The sequence below is a fragment of the Morganella psychrotolerans genome, assembly GCF_965118875.1.
GTDB lineage: Bacteria > Pseudomonadota > Gammaproteobacteria > Enterobacterales > Enterobacteriaceae > Morganella > Morganella psychrotolerans_C.
The window spans coordinates 12,926-34,445 of sequence record NZ_CBCPJD010000002.1 but is presented as its reverse complement, the minus strand read 5'-3'; the positions used below and the strand labels follow the sequence as shown (position 1 = coordinate 34,445).

Here is a 21,520-nt window from a genome sequence, read left to right as displayed (position 1 = left end):
CACTTTTTCTTTTGCATCAAAGACACTGAGACTTATTTTTTGTCTTTCGCGATTCTGTTGCGGATATTCTCAGCGCGCTCAGTTGATGGCGGGTGAGAGTCAAACATGCTGCTCTTGCCTTTATCCAGAGCGGCGAATTTTTCAAACCCGGTTGCCAACCCTTCGGTGGAAATGTTACGTTTTTTCAGCAGGTCATAAGAGTAATTATCCGCTTCTGATTCCTGATGCTGAGAGAACTGCGAATTCACTAACTTCACACCCATATCAGCAAACTGAGAGTTACTCAGCTGTGATGCGATACCCCCGGCAGAGCCTGCCGCTGTTTTTGCTGCAACGGTGCTGTAAGCAACCTGCATCGCTTTACGGGAGTGACCAAGGGAAACGTGACCGATTTCATGACCCAGAACACCTTCAACCTCATTGTCAGTCATCATGTCCATCAGGCCGCTGTATACACGCACACAGCCATTTGCCATTGCCCAGGCATTCACATCCTCTGTCATATACACTTTATAATTAACATTAGTGCCATCAATATTAGAACCTAATGATTTGGCAATTTTATTCATGCGGGCAGTGTATTTACTTGATGCCGGAGCAACCTTGTTCTGCGCATCCATTTCTTTACAGGCGCCGTCAGTCAGTTTCACCATATCCGCATCCGTTAATGTTGCGGCCTGAAATAACTGTCCGCCGGATTGCGCCAGTGCGTCATAATTCATGTTCTGGCACCCTGCAAGTACTGTTGTTGTTAATGCAATAGCCAGAGCTGTTTTCAGTTTCATTATTTCCCTATCCATTTATTATAAATTAGTTTTATACGACGTATCAGAAAGTAACAATTTTCAGTCACAGACCGGAAGCAGCCTATTCTGAAAAATCACAGAATGTTCTCATTCCGGGATCAAAAACTCATTTTTATGGGTAATAAAATACGGTTACACTGCCATTAAATCATTAGTATTTTTTATATAACTATATAAAAAATCGCCCCCGTGAATAACGGAGGCGATATTTAAAACAGATACAGCAGAATTCACAGCAGAGCAGAGACTTACCAGTCAATACCCTTCTGAGCAGCAATACCGACATCAAAGGCGTGTTTGACCGGTCGCAACTCACTGACGGTATCGGCCAAATCCGTGATATCCCGGTGGCAGCCCCGCCCGGTAATAATCACACTCTGATTTTCCGGACGATTTTTCAGTAAGGAAATAATTTCATCCAGGTCAACATACCCGTAGCGCACCATATAGGTCAGTTCATCAAAGATAACCAGATCATAAGATGCATCCTGTAACATTGCCTTGCCGTACTGCCACACTTCCTGTGCCGCACGGGTATCACCTTCTTTGTCCTGCGTGTTCCAGGTAAAACCGGTCGCCATGATATGAAACTCAACGCCCAGTTTTTCCAGAACATTGCGCTCGCCGCATTCCCACTGACCTTTGATAAACTGCACAACACCGACTTTCATACCATGTCCGATGGCGCGGGTTGCCGTCCCGAAAGCCGCTGTGGATTTCCCTTTCCCGTTTCCGGTGAATACCATCAGAACGCCACCGGTTTTCTGAGCAGCGGCAACGCGCTCATCGACATGATCTTTCAGTTTCTGTTGTCGTTGTTGATAACGTTCGTCACTCATGCAAACTCCTCAGGGAAAGTGTTGGCTCAGGCAGGCTGACCCGCCACGCATTTATCACATTTTTTAGTCTGAACCTGCTCGAAGAAATTGTTCCCTTTATCATCCACAAGGATAAATGCCGGGAGCCCTTCCACTTCCATTTTCCAGACCGCTTCCATACCCAGCTCAGGGTACTCCAGGATATCCAGGCTCTTCACATATTCCTGTGCCAGAATAGCCGCTGATCCGCCGATACTGCCCAGATAGAAACCGCCGTGTGCTTTACAGGAATCCGTCACTGCCTGGCTGCGGTTTCCTTTCGCGAGCATCAGCATACTGCCGCCCATCGACTGGAACAAGTCCACATACGGATCCATACGGTTACCGGTTGTCGGCCCCAGAGAGCCGGAAACCAGCTCTTCCGGTTTTTTCGCCGGTCCCGCATAGTACACCATATAATCTTTGAAGTACTGCGGTAAGCCCTCGCCTCTGTCCACACGCTCTTTCAGTTTCATGTGTGCGATATCACGGGCAATAATAAGCGGTCCGCTGAGTGATACGCGGGTTGAAACCGGATACTTGCTCAGCTCTTTCAGAATGTCTGCCATCGGCCGGTTCAGGTCGATATTAACCATGTTACTTTCATCTTCAGTACGCATGGACTCCGGAATGTAGCTTCCCGGGTTGTACTCCAGTTTCTCCAGCCAGATCCCGTCTTTTGTTATCTTCCCTTTGATATTACGGTCAGATGAACAAGAGAGCGCCAAACCAATAGGGCATGAACCGCCATGACGCGGCAGGCGGATAATCCGGATATCATGCGCAAAATATTTACCGCCGAACTGTGCCCCGAAACCAAATTCGCGGGTCGCTTCCAACAGTTCCTGCTCCAGCTCTCTGTCACGGAATGCACGACCCAGCTCATTGCCGCTGTCCGGCAGATTGTCGTAATACTTGGTGGATGCCAGTTTTACGGTTTTCAGGTTCATTTCCGGTGAAGTACCGCCGATAGCAAATGCAATATGGTACGGCGGACAGGCCGTTGTACCGAGGTATTTCATTTTATCAATCAGAAAGGCTTTCAGACGGTCATGTTCCAGAATAGCTTTTGTTTCCTGGTACAGTGCCGTTTTATTTGCTGAGCCGCCGCCTTTGTTGACAAACAGGAAGTGATATTCTGCTCCTTCGGTTGCAAAAATATCAATCTGTGCCGGTAAATTGGTGCCGGTATTCACTTCCCGGTACATATCCAGCGCCGCATTTTGCGAGTAGCGCAGGTTTTCGCGACGGAAAGTATTGTAGATACCACGGGATAAACACTCAGCATCATTTGCGCCGGTCCATACCTGCTGACCTTTTTTCGCCACAATCGTGGACGTTCCGGTATCCTGGCAGTTCGGCAGCACGCCTTTCGCCGAAATTTCGGCATTACGCAGCAGTTGCAGCGCGACATATTTGTCGTTTTCGCTGGCCTGCGGATCACTTAATATCTGGGCAACCTGGCGCTGATGCGCCGGGCGCAGGAAATAGGAGGCATCATGGACGGCCTGCTCAGCAATGAGTGTCAGAGCCTGCGGTTCAACTTTTAACATTTCACGACCTTCAAATGTCACCGTTGAAACGTGCTCCTTGCTCAGCAAATAATAATCCGTTTTATCTTCAGATAACGGGAAAGGATCCTGATACTCAAAAGTTTTATTTGTCATTATATTCACTCGTATTAAATCAGAAAGAGAATGAAGAACATCCGACATAAGATTTAAAAATAGACATATCCTGACTGATTATGGTTGTTTATCGCCGCTGAAAACAAATGATTAAAATGAAGGAGTTGGTGAATTTAAAGAATAAACCAATGTATATCACTACATTTTCATTAAAATAATAAATAAGTTATAAAACAATAAAATACAATATTAATTAACGAATTTAAAATGATAAAATAACATATTAAAATCATATTTAATGATGGTTATAAATTTATAAAATAAAAACCCAAACTTTATTTTATAAAAAATGAGATCCAGACTACTAAATACAAAATAACTAAAGTGTAAAAGTGTTAAGCTGGTCATAGGATATTCTGTCGCGAACAAAAAAATGCAGGCCGGAAAATACGGCCTGCGTTTTTACAGCATGTGAAGTCCGGTTCAGATGACAGTTCTGACAGGCGCCGGCTCTGTTAAATCGTCATCAGATGCCTGTACAGAGATCACCGGCGGCTTTCCGTGGCACCCTTCCCCGTAATGCTCACCTTCCCAGCGCCCGACAATCGCAGCGCCCATTGCATTGCTCATCACATTTGTCGCTGAACGCCCCATGTCCAGGAACGGATCAACCCCCATCAGCAGGATAAGCCCGGCTTCCGGGATATTAAACTGCGTCAGTGTGGCGGCGATCACCACCAGCGATGCCCGCGGCACCCCGGCCATTCCTTTGGAAGTCAGCATCAGGATAAGCAGCATAGTTACCTGATCGCCCACAGAGATGTCAATATTGCACGCCTGCGCGATAAAAATAACCGCAAAAGAGCAATATGCCATTGAACCGACAAGATTAAAGGAATAGCCGATAGGCAGAACAAAACTGGCAATTTTGTTAGAAACACCAAACTGCTCCAGTTGTTTCAGCGTGCCCGGAAAAGCCGCCTCAGAGCTTGAAGTGGTGAATGCCAGCAAAGCTGGCTCAGTTATCCCCTTAGTCAGGCGCAAAACACAACGCCCGACAATCAGCACCGCCAAACCAATTAATACCAGCCACAATGTCGCCAGGGTCAGGTAAAACTCACCCATGAAAATCCCGGCGTTCAGCAAGACCACCAGCCCGCGCTCTGCAATCATGCCTGAAATAGCCGCAAACACCGTTAATGGCGCAAACAGCATCACATAGCCGGTCAGTTTCAGCATCAGGCTGACAACGGATTCCAGCAGAGCCAGAATCGGCCGGCCTTTTTCGCCGATGGCGGAAAGGGCAATTCCCATAAAGATTGAAAATACAACAATTTGCAATATTTCATTGCGCGCCATTGCATCAACTATGCTGGTCGGGATCAAATGCGCGATAAAATTTTTCACCGAAAATGACACTACAGAAACATTATCTATAGTGGCATCAGCGGGTGCCACAAAATTAATACCAGCCCCGGGTTTAAGCAGATTAACAATCACCAGCCCGAGGGTGATTGAAATAAATGATGCACAAATAAACAGAAATAGCGTTTTGGAAAAAACCCGTCCGAGGGTTTTTGCATCGCCCATTTTTGCAATTCCCACCACCAGCGTGGAGAGTATTAACGGGGCGATAATCATCTTGATCAGGCGTAAAAAGATATCAGTGACAATTGAAATATCGGTAGAATACTGCTGATTAAATTCAGCCGTTGCCAGATTATTCAAAGCAAATCCGACGATCACCCCGAAAAATAATGCGACGACAATCCAGGTCGTTAAACTTTTTGACTTCATACTATCTCCGTTATGCTGATGTGTATTATTCTCCCGGGAGACTTAAATAAATCTGATTGATTATCTCTGTTATTGCCTGCAACAGAAAAAACCATACACAGAAAGAAGGGGAGTTAAGAACAATACTGACGTCTGCCTTTAACAAAATGATCAATAAAATACACCGCCATTCACATAGCAATGCGTAATTTTACCCACTGAACTGAACACAATTCAGCCATTATTTTGTTGCAGATTAAGGATCACGTAATCGATGTTACGCAATAAAGTTACTTTATTAACGTTATTCACATCACATCAACAATGATGTTTGTTTTTTATACGAATGGCCTGTTTTTCATTAAGAAATATGGCTCTCAGAAAATCATACTCCTTTTTTATTTGATATGACGCGCTTTATTGTTTAATTTTTTGTTGCTGATAAAAACACCAATATCTTCTTTTTTATTAATTTTATTTATAAAAAAAGGGCTGCACACAGTGCTGCCCTCTCTGAAAACCATCCTGTAATCCGTTTATTTTGGCAGAATACCATAACCACGGAAATTACCTGTCTGTTTCATAAAATCATTGTGATACTCATTCTCTGCAACGGTATTTGAAGAGCCACTTTTTGCCGAAGCAGAAACAAAAGCCATTGTTGTCTGATGGATTTCATCATTGAGCTTATCGTGAATATCCGCATTATCTGACTCTTTTATCTGTGTCAGAAGACCGGTTAATTTTACAGCCTGCTTCTGTGTCTCTGCATCCTTAAAAGCAGGTACCGGAATGGTATAATCAAAGGTCATATTCACACTGTCTTTGATTTCATTTCCGGGAGCCGCCGGAGCCAATTTTTGACCATAATCAGATGCGATATAAGCGACTAATTCTGCCTTATCAAAACATTTTGTTTTAATATTACCGACTGACTTGCGGTCACCGGTGGTAATTTCATCAGGGAATGGCTTACCAACCGGATAGCTGCAATTAAACAGGTTATGATCAATCATTACTGCATTACTGCATTACTGCTGCGTACCGGCATCTGTAATTCATGACCATTAATAGTGACATCAAAAAGTACCGGTTTAAAACGGGTACTCTGACCTTCTGTCGCATAGATTTCCGATAACATATAATAAACGTGATTATCCGGATTAATAATGCCGCCACTGTTATTTTCATACACCATAAAATTGTATTTCTCACCTTTTGCATTCTGAATGCTGTGCATACCAGGTGATAATTTAAGACTGCCGGTAGTTCCGGGTTCAAGGGTATAGTCTTTATCATCCACCTTAAATGTCAGAGCGCTGTTCGCCGGATTACTGTACCAAAACTCATTTTTTGTACTATCAGGATCCAGACTGTCACATGCCGCTGCCAGTAAAACAACAAAACCTAATACACTTAATTTTAATGTGGTTTTCATTTGCTATCTCATTATATTTGATGACTATAAGCCCGATATTATCAATCATTATTTCCGGGGGTACAGATACAGTTTCCGGTATGTTTTATCTGCAAAGACAGAATAATGAGGAAATGACCTGAATAGCAGAATGATTATTTTTATACAGTGGATAAACCTGTTATTACCGCAGATTCTTTTCCACTATCACCAATCCACCTTATTTTTCTAACGATGTAATTATCAGAAAAATAAATGATGTAATCCGTTATTAATCATTACCTGTTACCGCCCTGCGGGGTTGTTGTGCATTATGTGCACTTCCTGCATATTAACGTACAACCGTAACCCGTTCGGTGTTATGTTTTTTTCTGCGATTATTTTATTTACCGGATGGCCCGCATGATGATTTTTATGGCAGTTGCTCTTGCCCACTTTATTGCACTGATAAGCCCGGGACCGGATTTTCTGTTGATTATTAAAAGCACACTGCGCAATACCCGGTGGGTCGCATTCGGTGTAGTCTCCGGTATTGTTACGGCTAATGCGCTCTATATTATGCTCTGTTTAGCCGGTGCCGGCGCTATTCTCGCGCAATCAGTCACGCTGATGATCATCATAAAGTTATTTGGCGGGTTATTTTTGCTTTATATCGCGTGGCAGGCACTGCGGGCAAAAAAATCGGATTATGCTTTTCTGATGGCACAGGCTGCTGAAAATACAGAATCACGCCGTCAGAGTACTTTTTTTAAGGAATTCCTGGTTGGCTTATCATCAGGGTTATTAAACCCGAAAAATTTATTATTCTATTTAAGTCTGTTCACTGTCGTACTGGAAAGTCAGGATAATTCTGCATTATTTAAAACCGGCATCGCGCTTTGGATGATAATGGCGGTGTTAATATGGGATAGTCTGATTATGTATCTTCTGACCCGCCCGGCGGTACGCCATCAATTTAACCGCTGCGCATACTGGATAGATAAAACGGCGGGTGTTATTCTCGGAATGGTCGGACTGAAAATACTTCATATGACATTTAAAAATCCGTCTTAGCCCCGTTTTCACACGGAATAATGTCATCAAAACTAAAAAACCGATTCGGTCATTTACAGCCGCTTTAATTATCCGGGATCTTCCTTAGTGTTTGCAGAAAATTATTATAAATTTCAATAAAATTTTCTTTAAAATCCGGATAATCGACCAGGTTTTTAATATTCAGCGTAATATGGCTCATAAAGCCGTGGATTAAGCTGCACAGCAGATCGATGTTATAGTTTTTAATACACTGCTCTGCTTTCAGATCACTGAGAATACTATCAACCCGCCTGCTGATATAACACCGGTTAATATGTTCAAATTCATACCAGCCGAGCACAGACATAACTTCCTGAATAGGAATAAGCTCGCGGTAATGCCCCTGTAGGTAATCAATAAAACAACTGACAATGTCTTCCAGTTCCTGCCATTTATCCTCCGGCGGCACAATGGCATCAAGCCGGGCGCTTATCCGCTGTAACTGTGCTTCATAGCAGTGCAGTAACACATCACGTTTATTTTTAAAGTGATGATAAAAAGCGCCCTTTGTTACCCGGGCATCACGGGCAATTTCATCAACAGAAACCGCCTGATAGCTCTTTTCAATAAAAAGCTGATGAGCAGAATTGAGCAATGCCAGGCGCGTTCGCGCTGAACTTTCCTGTTGCCCGGTCAATGTGTTCATGGTAAATATAACCCTGTTACATACCGTTGGTATGTAATCGTATCACAGTATTTTTTTGTGTGCCAATGAGCCGGAAATCCGTATGCTGAAACATAACACCGCCACATCCGAACCCGTTGATTTATCATCAGTTCCGGAGAAAGAACAGGATGAAAATGCCTTTTATCTCAGCGTGATAAAAGACATTATTTTATGGATTGAGCATAACCTGAATAAATCACTGCAACTGGATGTGGTTGCAGAGCGATCCGGTTATACCAAATGGTATTTCCAGCGGATCTTCAAACGGTTTACCGGCCTGACACTCGCCGGGTATATCCGCAGGCGTCGCCTGACCAAAGCCGCGACTGAGCTGCGCCTGACCACAAAAAATATCGGGGATATCGCCCTTAAATATCAGTTTGATTCTCAGCAATCCTTTGCCCGGCGTTTTAAAGCCGTGTTTGAGATGACACCGACAGAGTACCGCCAGAGTCCGAACTGGGATCTGAACACGCTGCAACCTCCGCTGCGCACAGACGTAACCGCGCTGCCACAGCCGGAAATTGTGGTTCTGGATGCTATCTCTTTGCATGAAAAAGGTTATCACTATCTGTCATCATTAGATGAAATAGGGCATTTACATGAAGAGATCCGCTGTACATTCTGGCGCGATTTTTTCCAATTGGTATCACCGGATATTCAGCACTGTTATGTCCGGACTGCCTGGGACAATATGGCCGATGATCCGGAAGGTATTGCTATCAGCTATCATATCGGTGTTGATGATGCTGAGTTAATCCGTCAGGAAAATCAGCTCACACCGGCGGTTATCAGCCGTGGGAAATACGCAAAGTTTCATTTTGATGGTTTATTCAGTGATTACCGCGACTTTACCTTCAATATGTACCTTTATTCATTACCGCAGCTTGGATTATGCCGTCGTCCCGGCCTTGATATTGAAAAACATACCCGCACAGAAGAAATAAGTGACAATTTGCCGCAACGGCTGCGGGTCGATTACTATATTCCTGTCCTCTGAGTTATACCCCGCCAATTATTAATACTGCGCCGGTTTATTTTTTGTAACATAAAAATAGCCGGCTGATAGTAAAAAATCGATTCCGGTCAAAATACAACCACCAGAAAATCAATATAATATATCAGTACTGAGCATTCACCCACCGGCAGTTAAATAAAATCACTACGGATGGATTTATGAATAAACTGACCCCGCTTAAACCGGTTCCCGCCTTAATTGCTATCACGATTACCTTAATTATCTGGTTTGTTATTCCTGTTCCTGACAAGGTTGATCCGAATGCCTGGCATTTGCTCGCTCTGTTTGTCGGGACTATCGCGGCGATTATCGGTAAAGCGCTGCCTATCGGCGCTGTCGCTATTGTGGCCATTGCGCTGGTTGCCGTAACCGGCGTGACTAATCCTGATTCAGTCAAAGGTGCAATTAATGATGCACTAAGCGGCTTTTCCAATGAACTGATCTGGCTTATCGGTATTTCTATTATGGTTTCCCTGAGCCTGAATAAAACCGGGCTGGGTGCGCGTATCGGCTACTATTTTATTTCACTGTTCGGCAAACGAACGCTGGGAATTGCGTATTCCCTGGCCATTGCCGAAACGGTTCTTGCCCCGGTGACTCCGAGTAATACCGCCCGTGGCGGCGGGATAATTCACCCGATAATGCGCTCCATCGCTGACAGTTTTAATTCAAAAGCGGAAGATGGTACGTCAGGTAAAATAGGACGCTATCTTGCGCTCGTTAATTACAATACCAACCCTATCACCTCCGCCATGTTTATTACGGCCACCGCACCTAACCCGCTGATTGTCACTCTGATTGTTCAGGAAGCCGGTGCCGGCAGCGAACTCAGTTGGTCCATGTGGGCTGTTGCCGCCTTTTTACCTGCGCTTATTTCACTCATCACTATGCCGCTGGTTATTTATTTCCTGTATAAACCGGAGATTACCGCCACACCTGATGCGCCGGATTTCGCCCGCGCGCGGCTCAATGAACTGGGACCCGTTTCCCTGCCGGAAAAAATCACACTCGGCGTATTTATCCTGCTTCTGGCACTGTGGGCAGGTATTCCGGGCCTGCTGTTCGGTGCAGAACACAATGTTCATCCGACAACCGCCGCCTTTATCGGCCTTACCGCTTTGCTGTGCAGTGGTGTGCTCTGCTGGGATGATATTCTGAAAAACAAAGGCGCATGGGATACGGTAGTCTGGTTCGCCGCCCTGGTGATGATGGCGTCGTTCCTCGGAAAACTCGGGCTGATAAAATGGGTGTCGCTCACCGTCGGCAGCGGTATCGACCACATGGGAATAAGCTGGATGGGCGGCATGCTGCTGCTGGTTCTGTTCTATGTCTATTCTCATTATTTCTTTGCCAGCACCACCGCTCATATTACAGCCATGTTTGCCGCCTTTTATGCCGCCGGATTATCACTCGGCGCCCCGCCTATGCTGCTCGGACTAACACTGGCATTCTCATCTTCCCTGATGATGTCTCTGACCCATTACGGCACAGGAACAGCGCCGATTATTTTCGGCTCCGGCTATGCCACTCTCGGTGAATGGTGGAAAACAGGACTGGTGATGAGCATTGTTAATCTGATTATCTGGATTGTTACCGGCAGCCTGTGGTGGAAATTCCTCGGATACTGGTAATGTATTGTCACAAAACAGCTATTTCCGCTCAGGAATATCCGGGCTCAATATTTTCCGGATAGCCTTTGTGTTTATACCCAACGACATTCAGAATGCAGGCAGGCGGCAAGGGAAGATAGACGGGGAGCATACATCAGTATGTGACCCGGCTGGCTGAGTGCAGCTAACGAACCTGCAGTTTGAATGAATAAGGGTATACCCAACGTCATTCAGAATGCAGGCAGCCGGCAAGGGAAGATAGACGGGGAGCATACATCAGTATGTGACCCGGCTGGCTGAGTGCAGCTAACGAACCTGCAGTTTGAATGAATAAGGGTATACCCAACGTCATTCAGAATGCAGGCAGCCGGCAAGGGAAGATAGCCGGGGAGCATACATCAGTATGTGACCCGGCTGGCTGAGTGCAGCCAACGAACCTGCAGTTTGAATGAATAAGGGTATAATTAAGAATTATCGGATGAGGAATCCTTATATAATAACCGGTCTGTCTTATCAGTTATTTCACGGAAGGGATTATGCAGACAATGAAAATACAGCCGGAGTCCGCCGATACAGAGGCTACCCGGGCTATTGAGCAGCTCGCAGATATCCCCGCACCTTATTCCGCTGTCACGCCTTCAACAGAAACACGCTATCAACAGGCGCTGACACAAGCCGATAATTACCACCGTGAACATAATCCTGTCTACGCACGGCTATATAACGCCTGCCCGTCCCCGGTTATTCCTGCCGGACTGTTTAACAGTATATGCCCGGCAATACAAACTGATGATAAAAATACCAGACACATTCAGCGCGCCATGAAGACGATTCTCAGAGAGAACGGACTCACGACCACTACACCATCACGTTTTCTGTTGCTGTCAGACGGTTTAATCACTGCTGTGCGGGATGGTGATACCGCGATTTTCCCGGGCTTAACATTATTTGCCCCGGTCAAAGAGTGTGTTTGTACTGTATCGGCCGGCGGAAACACAGACGCGGCACTGGCCTGGTCTGTACTGAAACGCTGGGCAGAAGAGTCCGATCCTGTTTATATCTTAGGGTTAACGCATCACATGGAACGTCTCGCGCAGCACTGCCCTGAGCCGTTTTTGCTGAAAGGGACGGTTAAAGGTTTAACCGGGCGCGGGCAGTATATTGACAGCCCGGCAGTGACAGGAAAATTACAGCTGACACTCCGTGCAGCGTCAACTGATCTGCGTGAAATTTACGGCGTTCCTGAACACCCGCTGCATTATATCAGCTGCAAAGAAGGCTATTTTCATATCCCTGCATTCGCCCGCGTTGCCCTCATTGGTGAAGACGGCAACCCGGTGGCGCCCGGAAAACGCGGGCTTCTTCAGCTTGAAACGCCGCTTCTTACCCGGTTATCAGCCCAACGCCTGCTGACAATGGATGAATGTGAGCAGGAAACCGGCTGCCCATGCGGCTGCGTACTGCCCCGGATTCATTATCACCGCACTGTTACATCCCCGGAAAACAACTGTGCCGCTAACGAATCTGCAGTTTAAATGAATAAGGGTATATGTTATGACAGATGAGATAGGACAACGCATCAGCGCGGTAAAAACCTGGCTCAGTGACCCGCAGACCCGGAAATTGCTGTTTTCAGCTGATCCGGCAACACAATCATTCTGTCAGTTGCGCCTGCAATGGCTGGCGGACAGTAATGCACTGGAGCATCAGTCAGAAAAAGATCCGGGACAAGCTCCCTGGCTGGCACCGGAACAAGTCCTTATCATTGATGACGTATGCAACCCGCTCAGTACTCTGGATACCTTTCTTGCCGCCTGCCTTACGGGATCTGCCATCCGCATTAAAACCCGGCACCACCGGGAGTGGCTGACAACGCTGTGCCGACATCTGGACCCGGGCAATACGCAGTATGATGTTGTTTGCCCCGGGCTGAGTGATGCCGCTCTGTTGCGCGGCACGGATACCGTTATCACGGCAGGTGATGATGCTCTTATCCGCCACTGGCGGACTATCACACCATCGTATATCCGGCTTATCGAATCGGCACCGAAAATCAGTGCGATGGCGATATGTGGTGCGGATCTGCCTGCGCCGGAACTGATTTTGTGGGATACCTGCCTGTTCTCACAGCAGGTAAACAGCTCGCCACGCTTTATCCTGCTGGACAGCCCGATGATAGCAGAACGGCTTTATCTCTCACTGGTTCAGCTTCTTGATGAATTGCCCCGCCTGCCGGAATCGGTCCGTTTATTACAGATGGCAAAAAGCAAAGAACTGACACTGCGCCATATTCTGACTCCGCCATTAAAACCCGCCGCTTACAGCCCCGGTTCGGGCTGGGGAATAACACTGCAACGGACATGTGATCCTGACCAGTTTTTACCGTACGGGTTTAATTTAATCGCAGGTGATACGGAAGAAAACCTGAAACGGGCAGCAAAACACTGGCCGGGGCAGCTTGAGACGCTCAGTTATCACGGACGCGCTGATCTGCCGGCGATAAAAGCCTCACGCTTTACCCGTCACTGTGCCGCGGGGCAGATGCATAATCATCCGCTTTGCCTCAGTTCCACCGTCACATTTATCATCGATGAAAGTAAGGCAAAAACGACTCTGACGGCACAGCAGAACATGTAACGTCCGCACACATCAAACTTACGCAGCCTGACACATGATCTGGTATCATCAGGTGTCTCATCATAACCACGGATCTGAGTCTGATGACCATCGCAGCACCCGTTTTTTTACTCTCTCCACCTCAGCGCGACGAAGCCGAATACCTGACAACTCTGTGTCTGCGCTCAAAGCAGTACTGGGGATATGATGAAAAATTTATGGCAACCTGTCGTGATGATCTGACCATTACGGCGGCCGACTTTGACCACTCCTGGCTGATGACTGCCCGTATCAACGGAAAAATCGCCGGAATAGTTCAGTTGACAATCAACCGCCAGGAAGAGAACGGCAAGCTGTCCAAACTCTTTGTTCATCCGGATTATTTACGGCTCGGGATTGGAAGTGCGCTGTATCACTGGGCAGTTTCAGCGGCACAGGCACAGTGCGTGAGTGCATTGCTGATCGATGCAGATCCGAATGCAGAAGCTTTTTATATCCGCCAGGGCGCTATCCGAATCGGAGAAACACCATCGGAATCTATGCCGGGGCGGGTACTGCCGCTGTTACTTATCTCTCTGCACTGATGGCGGCGCAGTTTTTGCGTCAACCGCCGCCGCATGCCGGATCAATGCCGGAAAATCACGCTCTGTAAACGGTAGCACCGTAGCCGGTAAATTACCCATATCGCGGGCAGGCCATAATTCAAATGCGGCTAAATCCGCCAGTGACCAGTTGCGATAATGCTGCGGTAGCGCCAATCGCATCGCAGTCTCCGTTTCCTGCTCCGGCTGCGACGGCAAACGATCATCCTCCACATTATAATCCCGGTACAACACCAGAAATTTCTCCGGCACCCGCTGACGTTTATCCCACCAGCGCCCGTCAATACTGTCAAATGCAGCACGCGTTGCATCCGCAGGTTGCACGGATAACTGTGCCAGTGCTGATGGTAAAATGCCCTGCATTCCACGGTTAAAATCCGCAACCGACCTACCGTGTCCCTCAAGCAGCAAGGTTATTGCAAGACGGGCACCCAGCAGATTCGAATAGAGATCTTCCGGGGTAAATGCCGAGATTTCTTCTGAAAACCCCGGAACAGAATGATAACCGTACCATTGGGCGATTTCATGCCATACCGCTATCCGGAACGCGAGGCGTGCGGCCAGATACACACTCAGTGTATAGCGATCGCCGGCATTATCCGGCGGCGTAAACGCCCGGAACTGAATACGGCGGGAGGCCAGCTCATCAGTTAATGTCAGCATCCACGCCTCACCAAGGCGCGGGTAAATCTGTGTGAACAAGTAATAGGTGTAATCTGCGGTATCCCGTACATGGGCGATATCAATAAATCCCCCTTTGAGGGAATAAATAATACCTAAATTTTCACTACTTAAACCAATGACTTCCGTTATCCCGAGCCAAAAACTGTCATTATAGGCATGCTCGCCCAGGCTTTCTGTCGTCAGAACATTACCTATCCGGTAAAAGGGAACAGGAACCGGACCCAGTTTTGTGCCCAGGTCATACCCGAACGCACAGCAAGGACGCAGCCCTTCCGGCGCAGGGACTTTCTCAGAGACAGGAAATACCTGTTTGGCAACTTCGCCGGTCTGTGGCGTGAGATTCGCCGTCACAAACGGAATATCTGCCACCCGGCTCTGACAACCGGACAGCAGTAAAATAAACGCAATACCGGTGATAATGCCGCGCATCAGAATGCTTCCCCGACCTGGAAATAAAAACCGCTGCTCTGCTTACCGACACCAAAATCAAGCCGCACATTCATCCGTGGCTTAAATTCAAACCGGTACCCCACACCCGCATTAGGCAACCAGTGACCGCCACCGAGATGGCGTGCGCTGTCACTCATTGTTCCGCTGCCCGCCCAGAATACAATACCGTGTCGCCAGTCCAGCTTGCGACGGTATTCCACCTGAGTGGCAAAAATATGATTATCCTGATAACGACCATTGTAATAGCCGCGCATCTGCCGCCCGTTTCCCAGGTGAGAAAATTGATCCCACGGTACATCGCCGGACGCAAAGCGCGCGAAATTATCAAATGCCAGAACGTTTTTTTCATCCAGCGGATAATAATAATTGTACTGAATTTCAGTGGTATTAAAGCGGCTGTCACTGCCGATTGACGGCGCATAATAAGTATAGCGGAGATCAAGTGCCTGTCCGTGACGTGCATTCGGCAGGAAATCCCGGCTGTCATAGCTGAATGTGGCACTGACACCGGAATTCACCGAATGTGAACCAACATTATTTGTCGCCATATAATCACGAAATGGTTTATCCGGTGATGCCACATTCAGTGTGCTGAAATCCCAGCCCAATCCCAGATACGTATTATCAGCCACCCGGCGTAACAGTGACGGCGTCAGCCGCAGCTGCTGTGACTTATATTCAGCAAAATGATCTTTGTGGCGCCCTGCCTGATAGCCTTTTCCCCAATAGTTTGTCGGAACATTATTGAGTGTGCCGCTCAGATAAAAACGCCAGCGGTCATCATCAAGATACGTATAGTTATTCAGATTCAGCCCGAAAGCCCCGGTTGATGATGCAAATCCGCTGAGTGACAGTGTGGAAATTTTGCTCTCCGGAGCACGGTCCGCCTGATACATCCCCACCAATGCAACACCGACGCCTAATTCCAGCTCCGGGGTATAAAAAGGACCAGGTAAAACACCCCAGTCAATGGTTTTACTTCGATCAAACTGATTATTACTGCCAAGCCCGGACAACGCATGATCAATATCGTCACGGGAAGGTAAAACGGAGGCAGTTGCTGTGTGTGCAGTTACCAGGCCGATCAGTACCAGCCCGGTAACGTAAATACGAAACGTCATTAAAAACGGAACTCGCCGGAGATAAAGAAACTATTACGATTATTAAAACCCACTTCTGAAATAATATTAAAATTGCGGGTTACTTCTAAACGTGCGCCGACTAAATTGCTCCATTTATGAGCAAGGTGTTGTTCGACATCGAATTTCATATCAGAGTCAAACATACCCACTAATTCCTGAAAATCAGGGGGTAAATTTAATCCGCTGATATCCCCTTTAAAGCGCTGGGTAATATCCTGATACATTGCCCCGGTCCAGACCTGTAATTTTGTATTACCCTGTCCGGAAATTAACGGCGAAAAAATAAATTCATAACCAACACGCGGTGAAATAACCAGCGCTTTAATATCCCCGTCGAGAATATCCAGGTTTGTCTTGGTATAGTTAAAATCGACTGTACCAAAAAATTGTTCATACCCACCGGCAAGCGTCATACCAGCGCCGTAAGTTTTCCCTTCAAAATCAAGTTTAAAATCCATGGGATCATAACCTGCATCCTGCCCACCGAGTTTAATACTGTTAATCGCCGCATTTGAAGATCCTTTTGTTTTTCCGTACAAACCATAAACGTTCATAAACGGAAATATCCAGGAATCCAGTTTTAACATATGCGTTTCGCTCTTTTCACGCGTATGTCCGGCATCAACATCAATGATATCTTCTAAACCGGGAATTCGGGGTGAAATAAAACCGATTTTATCTACCACAATATCCTGGTGCAGATTCATATAGTTATAACCGATACCAAACGGCTCCGGGATATCATATCCCCGGGCGCGGGCGTCATCACCCCAGATAGGCAGAATACGGGATTGGGATTCTGACGGGCGCGTCGCATCAATTGAGCCGTCATCATTGTGTGATGCAGCCCCGGATTGGCTGACACTTAATGAAAGTAAAGGTCCGTCAGCAAAGGAAAAAGCGCTCAGGCTCAGGGAGCCGGTAATAATCAGGGAATGGAGTATCGGGCGTAACATAATATAAGCCGGTATTATTTAATTAAATGGTGGTGAATTCTAACGGCTAAACACCTTAAATTGCGAACATTATGTGCGGATATTAACAATTATTGCTACGCACCCAATGGTATTATCTCGTATCGCGATAATAGCATTGGGTTATTATCTTATGTTCTATAAAAAACAAATAAAACATCTATATAATATTCTCATATATTTTTATTTTATTTACAATAATTAAAATAATAAGGTCATTAGCTTTCAATATTGCAGGCATTACTCCATTCCCTTACAGCTATTGCCGAACCACGTAATACTAAGCTTAATCCACAAACGGAGTAATACAATGACTCGTAAAACTACAATTAAGACAGTTTATAAAGGTGAGTTCGGACATATTTATCCACTGACTGTTGTATATCAGGTTGGCAAAAAAACTATATTCTGGCAGAAGATGAAGGCAGTAATTATCTGATCAAGCCTATTTATGATAATGGTACGCTTGGTGAAAGTATTGTTATCAAAAACTTCGGCCGTTATTATGATATTATGCAAGCTGCTTATGATGACCTTACTGCCACAACTTACCTCTGTGCAGTTAGCTTAGAAAGTAAATCTATGGAGCTATTTTCAACCACGAATGGTGGGTTAATCAGTACACACGAGTTTAATTTTGAAATTGAAGATCGCAAAACATTCAATTTCTTCTTTATCCCTGGCCGTCTGTATATCTTCCGGGGTGGTGAAGATGCAAATGGTAAGTACACCGTGAGATCAACCGCTTACTCAGAAGTATAATAAATAATACATCACAGGTTCACATATGTTGATTAACAAAACAATAATAGACTCCCGCTGAATATACAGTAAAAAAGTGAGGTATTTACCTAATTAAAACAAATTTCACATTTACTTGTTGATATTATCGTGAAATGTTCTAAATTAGGGCTAAGCACATAAGATAAAACCTTTTTACTTAAGATTATTATTATTGTTGAAAATAAGATACTTTATTACATAAGTATTAAGTAAAAACGGATATTGTGCCCGAGCAACCGTTAATAGTACCTCATATTCTTTTTGTTAAGACATGAAAATAGTTCGGCACCCTTATTAGTTCTGAGTGTAGCATTACTGAGTTGATATTTAAAACTACGGATAGCAGCCCGTATATAATATTATTAATTCAGATAAATAGAGAGTGTCTGTTCACGGATTAGAACTCCGCTCAATATTTAAAATCAAATTAACCGTTTATCTGTGATGTAGTTTGCAATAACGCGTTTAATAGTAAAATAACTGATATTTTTATATCAGCTATTACCCTCCCAAGCCACGTAATGAAAATTGCGTGGCTTTTTAATGGTTACAATTTCTTTAACTACCACTTAGTATTAAAAACCGGTTAGTCGCAGGAAGACTTAAATCTGCGATCCCACTCCATCTTTTTTAATAATTCACGCCACTGTATGAAGGATGTCCCTTTTCCATCAGAATCTGTGCTATTTTAAACGTATTGGCGAAAACCGTACAGCAATGCGTATGGTTGATAAATAACAACTTTTTCAGCGTGACCACAGAATACCTATGACTGACAACCAGAATCTCGACTCACACACACCCATGATGCAACAGTACTTCCGGCTGAAAGCCCAGCACCCTGATATCCTGATGTTTTACCGCATGGGGGATTTCTATGAGCTGTTTTTTGACGATGCCAAACGGGCATCGCAGTTGCTGGATATCTCGCTGACCAAACGCGGTCAGACTGCCGGACAACCTATTCCTATGGCGGGTGTACCACATCATGCTGTGGAAGGGTATCTGGCAAAATTGGTACAGCTCGGGGAGTCTGTGGCGATTTGCGAACAAATCGGCGATCCTGCCACCAGCAAAGGACCCGTTGAACGCAAAGTAATCCGCATTGTGACACCCGGAACCGTCAGTGATGAAGCGCTGTTACAAGAGCGCCAGGATAACCTGCTGGCAGCAGTCTGGCAGGATGCGCGCGGGTTCGGTTACGCCACACTGGATATTACATCCGGTCGCTTTCGTATTTTACAGCTGGAAGATAAAGACGCGATGGCGGCAGAATTGCAACGCACGCGCCCGGCCGAGTTACTCTATCCGGAAGACATGACTGATTTTGCTGTTATTCAGCATCAGCAGGGTCTGCGCCGTCGCCCTCTCTGGGAATTTGAAATCGGTACTGCCCGCCAGCAGCTGAATTTACAGTTCGGCACCCGCGACCTGCATGGGTTCGGTGTGGAAAACGCACCTCTTGCACTACAGGCGGCGGGCTGTCTGCTGCAATATGTGAAAGATACTCAGCGCACCTCACTGCCGCATATCCGCAGTGTGACGCTGGAAAACCTTCAGGAAAATGTGATCCTCGATGCCGCCACCCGCCGTAATCTGGAAATCACCCAAAACCTCAGCGGCGGAACAGAGAATACGCTCTCATCCGTTCTGGATCTGTGCGTCACACCAATGGGCAGCCGGATGCTCAAGCGCTGGCTGCACTCTCCGCTGCGGGATCGCACTGTGCTGGAAAACCGCCAGAAAACCATCGGCGCACTGATGGGCATCAGCCCTGATATCCAACCGTTCCTGCGCCAAATCGGCGATCTCGAACGTGTTCTTGCGCGCCTTGCTCTGCGCACAGCCCGCCCGCGGGATCTGGCCAGGATGCGTCATGCATTCACTCAGTATCCGGATATTCAGGCACAGCTGAGCAGTATTACCGATCCCTATATTGAAACATTACAAAAACGTATAAGTCAGTTTGATGAATTACAGGCGCTGCTGGAACGGGCTGTCGTGGAAGCACCGCCGGTACTGGTGCGTGACGGCGGCGTTATCGCTCCGGGCTATAACGAAGAGCTGGATGAGTGGCGCGCGCTGGCAGACGGGGCGACTGATTATCTCGACAGGCTGGAAATCCGTGAGCGGGAAAAACTGGGTCTTGATACGCTGAAAGTCGGGTTCAACGGCGTTCACGGCTACTACATCCAGGTCAGCCGCGGGCAGAGCCATCTGGTGCCAATCCACTATGTGCGCCGCCAGACACTGAAAAATGCCGAACGCTACATTATTCCTGAACTGAAAGAGTATGAAGATAAAGTCCTGACATCCAAAAGCAAAGCGCTCGCGATTGAAAAAGGGCTGTACGAGGAACTGTTTGATCTGCTGCTGCCACATCTGGAAGCGCTGCAACGCAGCTCCGATACACTGGCAGAGCTGGATGTGCTGACGAATCTGGCAGAGCGGGCGGAAACACTGAACTATACCTGTCCGCAACTGACAGATAAAACCGGTATCCGGATAACCGGCGGACGCCATCCGGTGGTTGAACATGTGCTGGCTGAGCCGTTTATTGCCAACCCGCTGACTATGTCACCACAGCGCCGCCTGCTGATCATTACCGGTCCGAATATGGGTGGTAAAAGTACCTATATGCGGCAAACTGCGCTGATCACCTTACTGGCGTATATCGGCAGTTTTGTGCCGGCAGAAAAAGCGCTGATTGGCCCGGTAGACCGGATTTTCACGCGTGTCGGGGCTTCTGATGATCTCGCATCAGGCCGCTCCACCTTTATGGTGGAAATGACGGAAACTGCCAATATTCTCCATAATGCCACGGAGCAAAGCCTGGTACTGATGGATGAAATCGGGCGCGGCACATCCACTTATGACGGGCTCTCTCTTGCCTGGGCCTGTGCAGAGAGCCTGGCAAACCGTATCAAAGCACTAACGCTGTTTGCCACTCACTATTTTGAGCTGACAACACTGCCGGAAAAACTGGAAGGTGTGGCCAATATTCATCTTGATGCCGTTGAACACGGCGATACTATTGCGTTTATGCACAGTGTGCAGGATGGCGCGGCAAGTAAAAGCTATGGTCTGGCAGTTGCACTGCTCGCCGGTGTACCGCGTGATGTGATTAAACGGGCAAAACAGAAACTGCGTGAGCTTGAAACGCTGTCACTGAATGCAACAGCCGGGCATGTGGCTACGCCGCAAATGACACTGCTGGATACCCCCGGAGAATCCTCCCCTGCGCTGGATGCGCTGGCATCCGTCAATCCTGACTCGCTGACACCGCGCCAGGCACTGGACTTACTGTATCGACTGAAAGATATGCTCTGAGACAATCAAAAAAAGACAGCGAAAAGGGGGAAGCGATTCCCCCTTTTAATTATTTACCGTTATTATTTACCGTTATTATTTACTGT

General features: G+C 46.6%; 18 protein-coding genes. 8 read left to right on the top strand and 10 right to left on the bottom strand.

The annotated features are described in order from the left end of the window. Positions 1-32: 32 nt before the first annotated feature. The 6 genes from loiP to ACMHKJ_RS03635 all read right to left on the bottom strand — a co-directional run bounded on the left by loiP (position 33) and on the right by ACMHKJ_RS03635 (position 6,505). The gene (gene loiP, locus ACMHKJ_RS03660; RefSeq protein ID WP_413492144.1) at positions 33-785 is read right to left on the bottom strand and encodes a metalloprotease LoiP; all 753 of its coding nucleotides are present in this window, start codon (positions 783-785) and stop codon (positions 33-35) included. 269 nt (positions 786-1,054) lie between these two features. Next, entirely contained in the window at positions 1,055-1,645 is a 591-nt protein-coding gene (cobO, locus tag ACMHKJ_RS03655) for a cob(I)yrinic acid a,c-diamide adenosyltransferase (protein WP_413492143.1), read from the bottom strand. A gap of 26 nt (positions 1,646-1,671) precedes the next feature. Further along, complete coding sequence (locus tag ACMHKJ_RS03650; protein ID WP_413492142.1) at positions 1,672-3,330, bottom strand: fumarate hydratase; 1,659 nt, start codon at positions 3,328-3,330, stop codon at positions 1,672-1,674. A 444-nt stretch (positions 3,331-3,774) separates the two neighbouring features. Next, entirely contained in the window at positions 3,775-5,088 is a 1,314-nt protein-coding gene (locus ACMHKJ_RS03645) for a dicarboxylate/amino acid:cation symporter (RefSeq protein WP_413492140.1), read from the bottom strand. 515 nt (positions 5,089-5,603) lie between these two features. After that, on the bottom strand, positions 5,604-6,083 hold the full coding sequence (locus ACMHKJ_RS03640) for a hypothetical protein (RefSeq protein WP_413492139.1): 480 nt from the start codon (positions 6,081-6,083) through the stop codon (positions 5,604-5,606). Then, positions 6,083-6,505, bottom strand: a complete 423-nt coding sequence (locus ACMHKJ_RS03635) for a hypothetical protein (RefSeq protein WP_413492137.1) — start codon at positions 6,503-6,505, stop codon at positions 6,083-6,085. The genes ACMHKJ_RS03640 and ACMHKJ_RS03635 overlap by 1 nt, the downstream gene beginning before the upstream one ends. A gap of 381 nt (positions 6,506-6,886) precedes the next feature. Between ACMHKJ_RS03635 and ACMHKJ_RS03630 the strand changes: the two genes are divergently transcribed. Further along, a complete protein-coding gene (locus ACMHKJ_RS03630) occupies positions 6,887-7,537 on the top strand; it encodes a LysE family translocator (RefSeq protein ID WP_413492136.1) in 651 nt (216 codons plus the stop codon). A 64-nt stretch (positions 7,538-7,601) separates the two neighbouring features. On the opposite strand, the gene ACMHKJ_RS03625 is transcribed toward ACMHKJ_RS03630, so the two are convergent. Then, entirely contained in the window at positions 7,602-8,204 is a 603-nt protein-coding gene (locus tag ACMHKJ_RS03625; protein ID WP_413492135.1) for a TetR/AcrR family transcriptional regulator, read from the bottom strand. A gap of 82 nt (positions 8,205-8,286) precedes the next feature. Between ACMHKJ_RS03625 and ACMHKJ_RS03620 the strand changes: the two genes are divergently transcribed. From ACMHKJ_RS03620 to ACMHKJ_RS03600, 5 genes are all read left to right on the top strand, one after another. Beyond that, positions 8,287-9,225, top strand: a complete 939-nt coding sequence (locus ACMHKJ_RS03620) for a helix-turn-helix domain-containing protein (RefSeq protein WP_413492134.1) — start codon at positions 8,287-8,289, stop codon at positions 9,223-9,225. 176 nt (positions 9,226-9,401) lie between these two features. Further along, entirely contained in the window at positions 9,402-10,874 is a 1,473-nt protein-coding gene (locus tag ACMHKJ_RS03615; protein ID WP_413492133.1) for a DASS family sodium-coupled anion symporter, read from the top strand. Positions 10,875-11,389: 515 nt separating this feature from the next. Further along, positions 11,390-12,388: a long-chain-fatty-acid--protein ligase gene (locus ACMHKJ_RS03610; protein ID WP_413492132.1), complete on the top strand. Its 999-nt coding sequence runs from the start codon at positions 11,390-11,392 to the stop codon at positions 12,386-12,388. A 19-nt stretch (positions 12,389-12,407) separates the two neighbouring features. After that, positions 12,408-13,490 carry an aldehyde dehydrogenase family protein gene (locus ACMHKJ_RS03605; protein WP_413492131.1) on the top strand — a complete coding sequence of 361 codons (1,083 nt, stop codon included), beginning with the start codon at positions 12,408-12,410 and terminating at the stop codon, positions 13,488-13,490. An 83-nt stretch (positions 13,491-13,573) separates the two neighbouring features. Then, positions 13,574-14,053: a GNAT family N-acetyltransferase gene (locus ACMHKJ_RS03600; protein WP_413492129.1), complete on the top strand. Its 480-nt coding sequence runs from the start codon at positions 13,574-13,576 to the stop codon at positions 14,051-14,053. Here ACMHKJ_RS03600 and ACMHKJ_RS03595 read toward each other — a convergent pair. The 3 genes from ACMHKJ_RS03595 to ACMHKJ_RS03585 are packed head-to-tail and all read right to left on the bottom strand — an operon-like array spanning position 14,033 to position 17,303. Continuing rightward, positions 14,033-15,184 (bottom strand): DUF4056 domain-containing protein, encoded by a 1,152-nt coding sequence (locus tag ACMHKJ_RS03595; RefSeq protein ID WP_413492128.1) that lies wholly within the window; start codon positions 15,182-15,184, stop codon positions 14,033-14,035. The two genes, ACMHKJ_RS03600 and ACMHKJ_RS03595, sit on opposite strands and share 21 nt — an antisense overlap. Then, on the bottom strand, positions 15,184-16,326 hold the full coding sequence (locus tag ACMHKJ_RS03590; RefSeq protein ID WP_413492127.1) for a BamA/TamA family outer membrane protein: 1,143 nt from the start codon (positions 16,324-16,326) through the stop codon (positions 15,184-15,186). The genes ACMHKJ_RS03595 and ACMHKJ_RS03590 overlap by 1 nt, the downstream gene beginning before the upstream one ends. After that, positions 16,326-17,303, bottom strand: a complete 978-nt coding sequence (locus tag ACMHKJ_RS03585; RefSeq protein WP_413492126.1) for a hypothetical protein — start codon at positions 17,301-17,303, stop codon at positions 16,326-16,328. Before ACMHKJ_RS03585 ends, ACMHKJ_RS03590 begins: the two co-directional genes overlap by 1 nt. 600 nt (positions 17,304-17,903) lie before the next feature. On the opposite strand from ACMHKJ_RS03585, the gene ACMHKJ_RS03580 reads away from it, so the two are divergent. Next, entirely contained in the window at positions 17,904-18,083 is a 180-nt protein-coding gene (locus ACMHKJ_RS03580) for a hypothetical protein (RefSeq protein WP_413492125.1), read from the top strand. A 789-nt stretch (positions 18,084-18,872) separates the two neighbouring features. Next, positions 18,873-21,434: a DNA mismatch repair protein MutS gene (mutS, locus tag ACMHKJ_RS03575; protein ID WP_413492124.1), complete on the top strand. Its 2,562-nt coding sequence runs from the start codon at positions 18,873-18,875 to the stop codon at positions 21,432-21,434. Positions 21,435-21,520: the final 86 nt, after the last annotated feature.

Excerpts from the sequence above, each read along its gene's own strand:
- loiP (WP_413492144.1), bottom strand. The coding sequence starts at position 785 with ATGAAACTGAAAACAGCTCTGGCTATTGCATTAACAACAACAGTACTT.
- cobO (WP_413492143.1), bottom strand. The coding sequence starts at position 1,645 with ATGAGTGACGAACGTTATCAACAACGACAACAGAAACTGAAAGATCAT.
- ACMHKJ_RS03650 (WP_413492142.1), bottom strand. The coding sequence starts at position 3,330 with ATGACAAATAAAACTTTTGAGTATCAGGATCCTTTCCCGTTATCTGAA.
- ACMHKJ_RS03645 (WP_413492140.1), bottom strand. The coding sequence starts at position 5,088 with ATGAAGTCAAAAAGTTTAACGACCTGGATTGTCGTCGCATTATTTTTC.
- ACMHKJ_RS03640 (WP_413492139.1), bottom strand. The coding sequence starts at position 6,083 with ATGATTGATCATAACCTGTTTAATTGCAGCTATCCGGTTGGTAAGCCA.
- ACMHKJ_RS03635 (WP_413492137.1), bottom strand. The coding sequence starts at position 6,505 with ATGAAAACCACATTAAAATTAAGTGTATTAGGTTTTGTTGTTTTACTG.
- ACMHKJ_RS03630 (WP_413492136.1), top strand. The coding sequence starts at position 6,887 with ATGATGATTTTTATGGCAGTTGCTCTTGCCCACTTTATTGCACTGATA.
- ACMHKJ_RS03625 (WP_413492135.1), bottom strand. The coding sequence starts at position 8,204 with ATGAACACATTGACCGGGCAACAGGAAAGTTCAGCGCGAACGCGCCTG.
- ACMHKJ_RS03620 (WP_413492134.1), top strand. The coding sequence starts at position 8,287 with ATGCTGAAACATAACACCGCCACATCCGAACCCGTTGATTTATCATCA.
- ACMHKJ_RS03615 (WP_413492133.1), top strand. The coding sequence starts at position 9,402 with ATGAATAAACTGACCCCGCTTAAACCGGTTCCCGCCTTAATTGCTATC.
- ACMHKJ_RS03610 (WP_413492132.1), top strand. The coding sequence starts at position 11,390 with ATGCAGACAATGAAAATACAGCCGGAGTCCGCCGATACAGAGGCTACC.
- ACMHKJ_RS03605 (WP_413492131.1), top strand. The coding sequence starts at position 12,408 with ATGACAGATGAGATAGGACAACGCATCAGCGCGGTAAAAACCTGGCTC.
- ACMHKJ_RS03600 (WP_413492129.1), top strand. The coding sequence starts at position 13,574 with ATGACCATCGCAGCACCCGTTTTTTTACTCTCTCCACCTCAGCGCGAC.
- ACMHKJ_RS03595 (WP_413492128.1), bottom strand. The coding sequence starts at position 15,184 with ATGCGCGGCATTATCACCGGTATTGCGTTTATTTTACTGCTGTCCGGT.
- ACMHKJ_RS03590 (WP_413492127.1), bottom strand. The coding sequence starts at position 16,326 with ATGACGTTTCGTATTTACGTTACCGGGCTGGTACTGATCGGCCTGGTA.
- ACMHKJ_RS03585 (WP_413492126.1), bottom strand. The coding sequence starts at position 17,303 with ATGTTACGCCCGATACTCCATTCCCTGATTATTACCGGCTCCCTGAGC.
- ACMHKJ_RS03580 (WP_413492125.1), top strand. The coding sequence starts at position 17,904 with ATGGAGCTATTTTCAACCACGAATGGTGGGTTAATCAGTACACACGAG.
- mutS (WP_413492124.1), top strand. The coding sequence starts at position 18,873 with ATGACTGACAACCAGAATCTCGACTCACACACACCCATGATGCAACAG.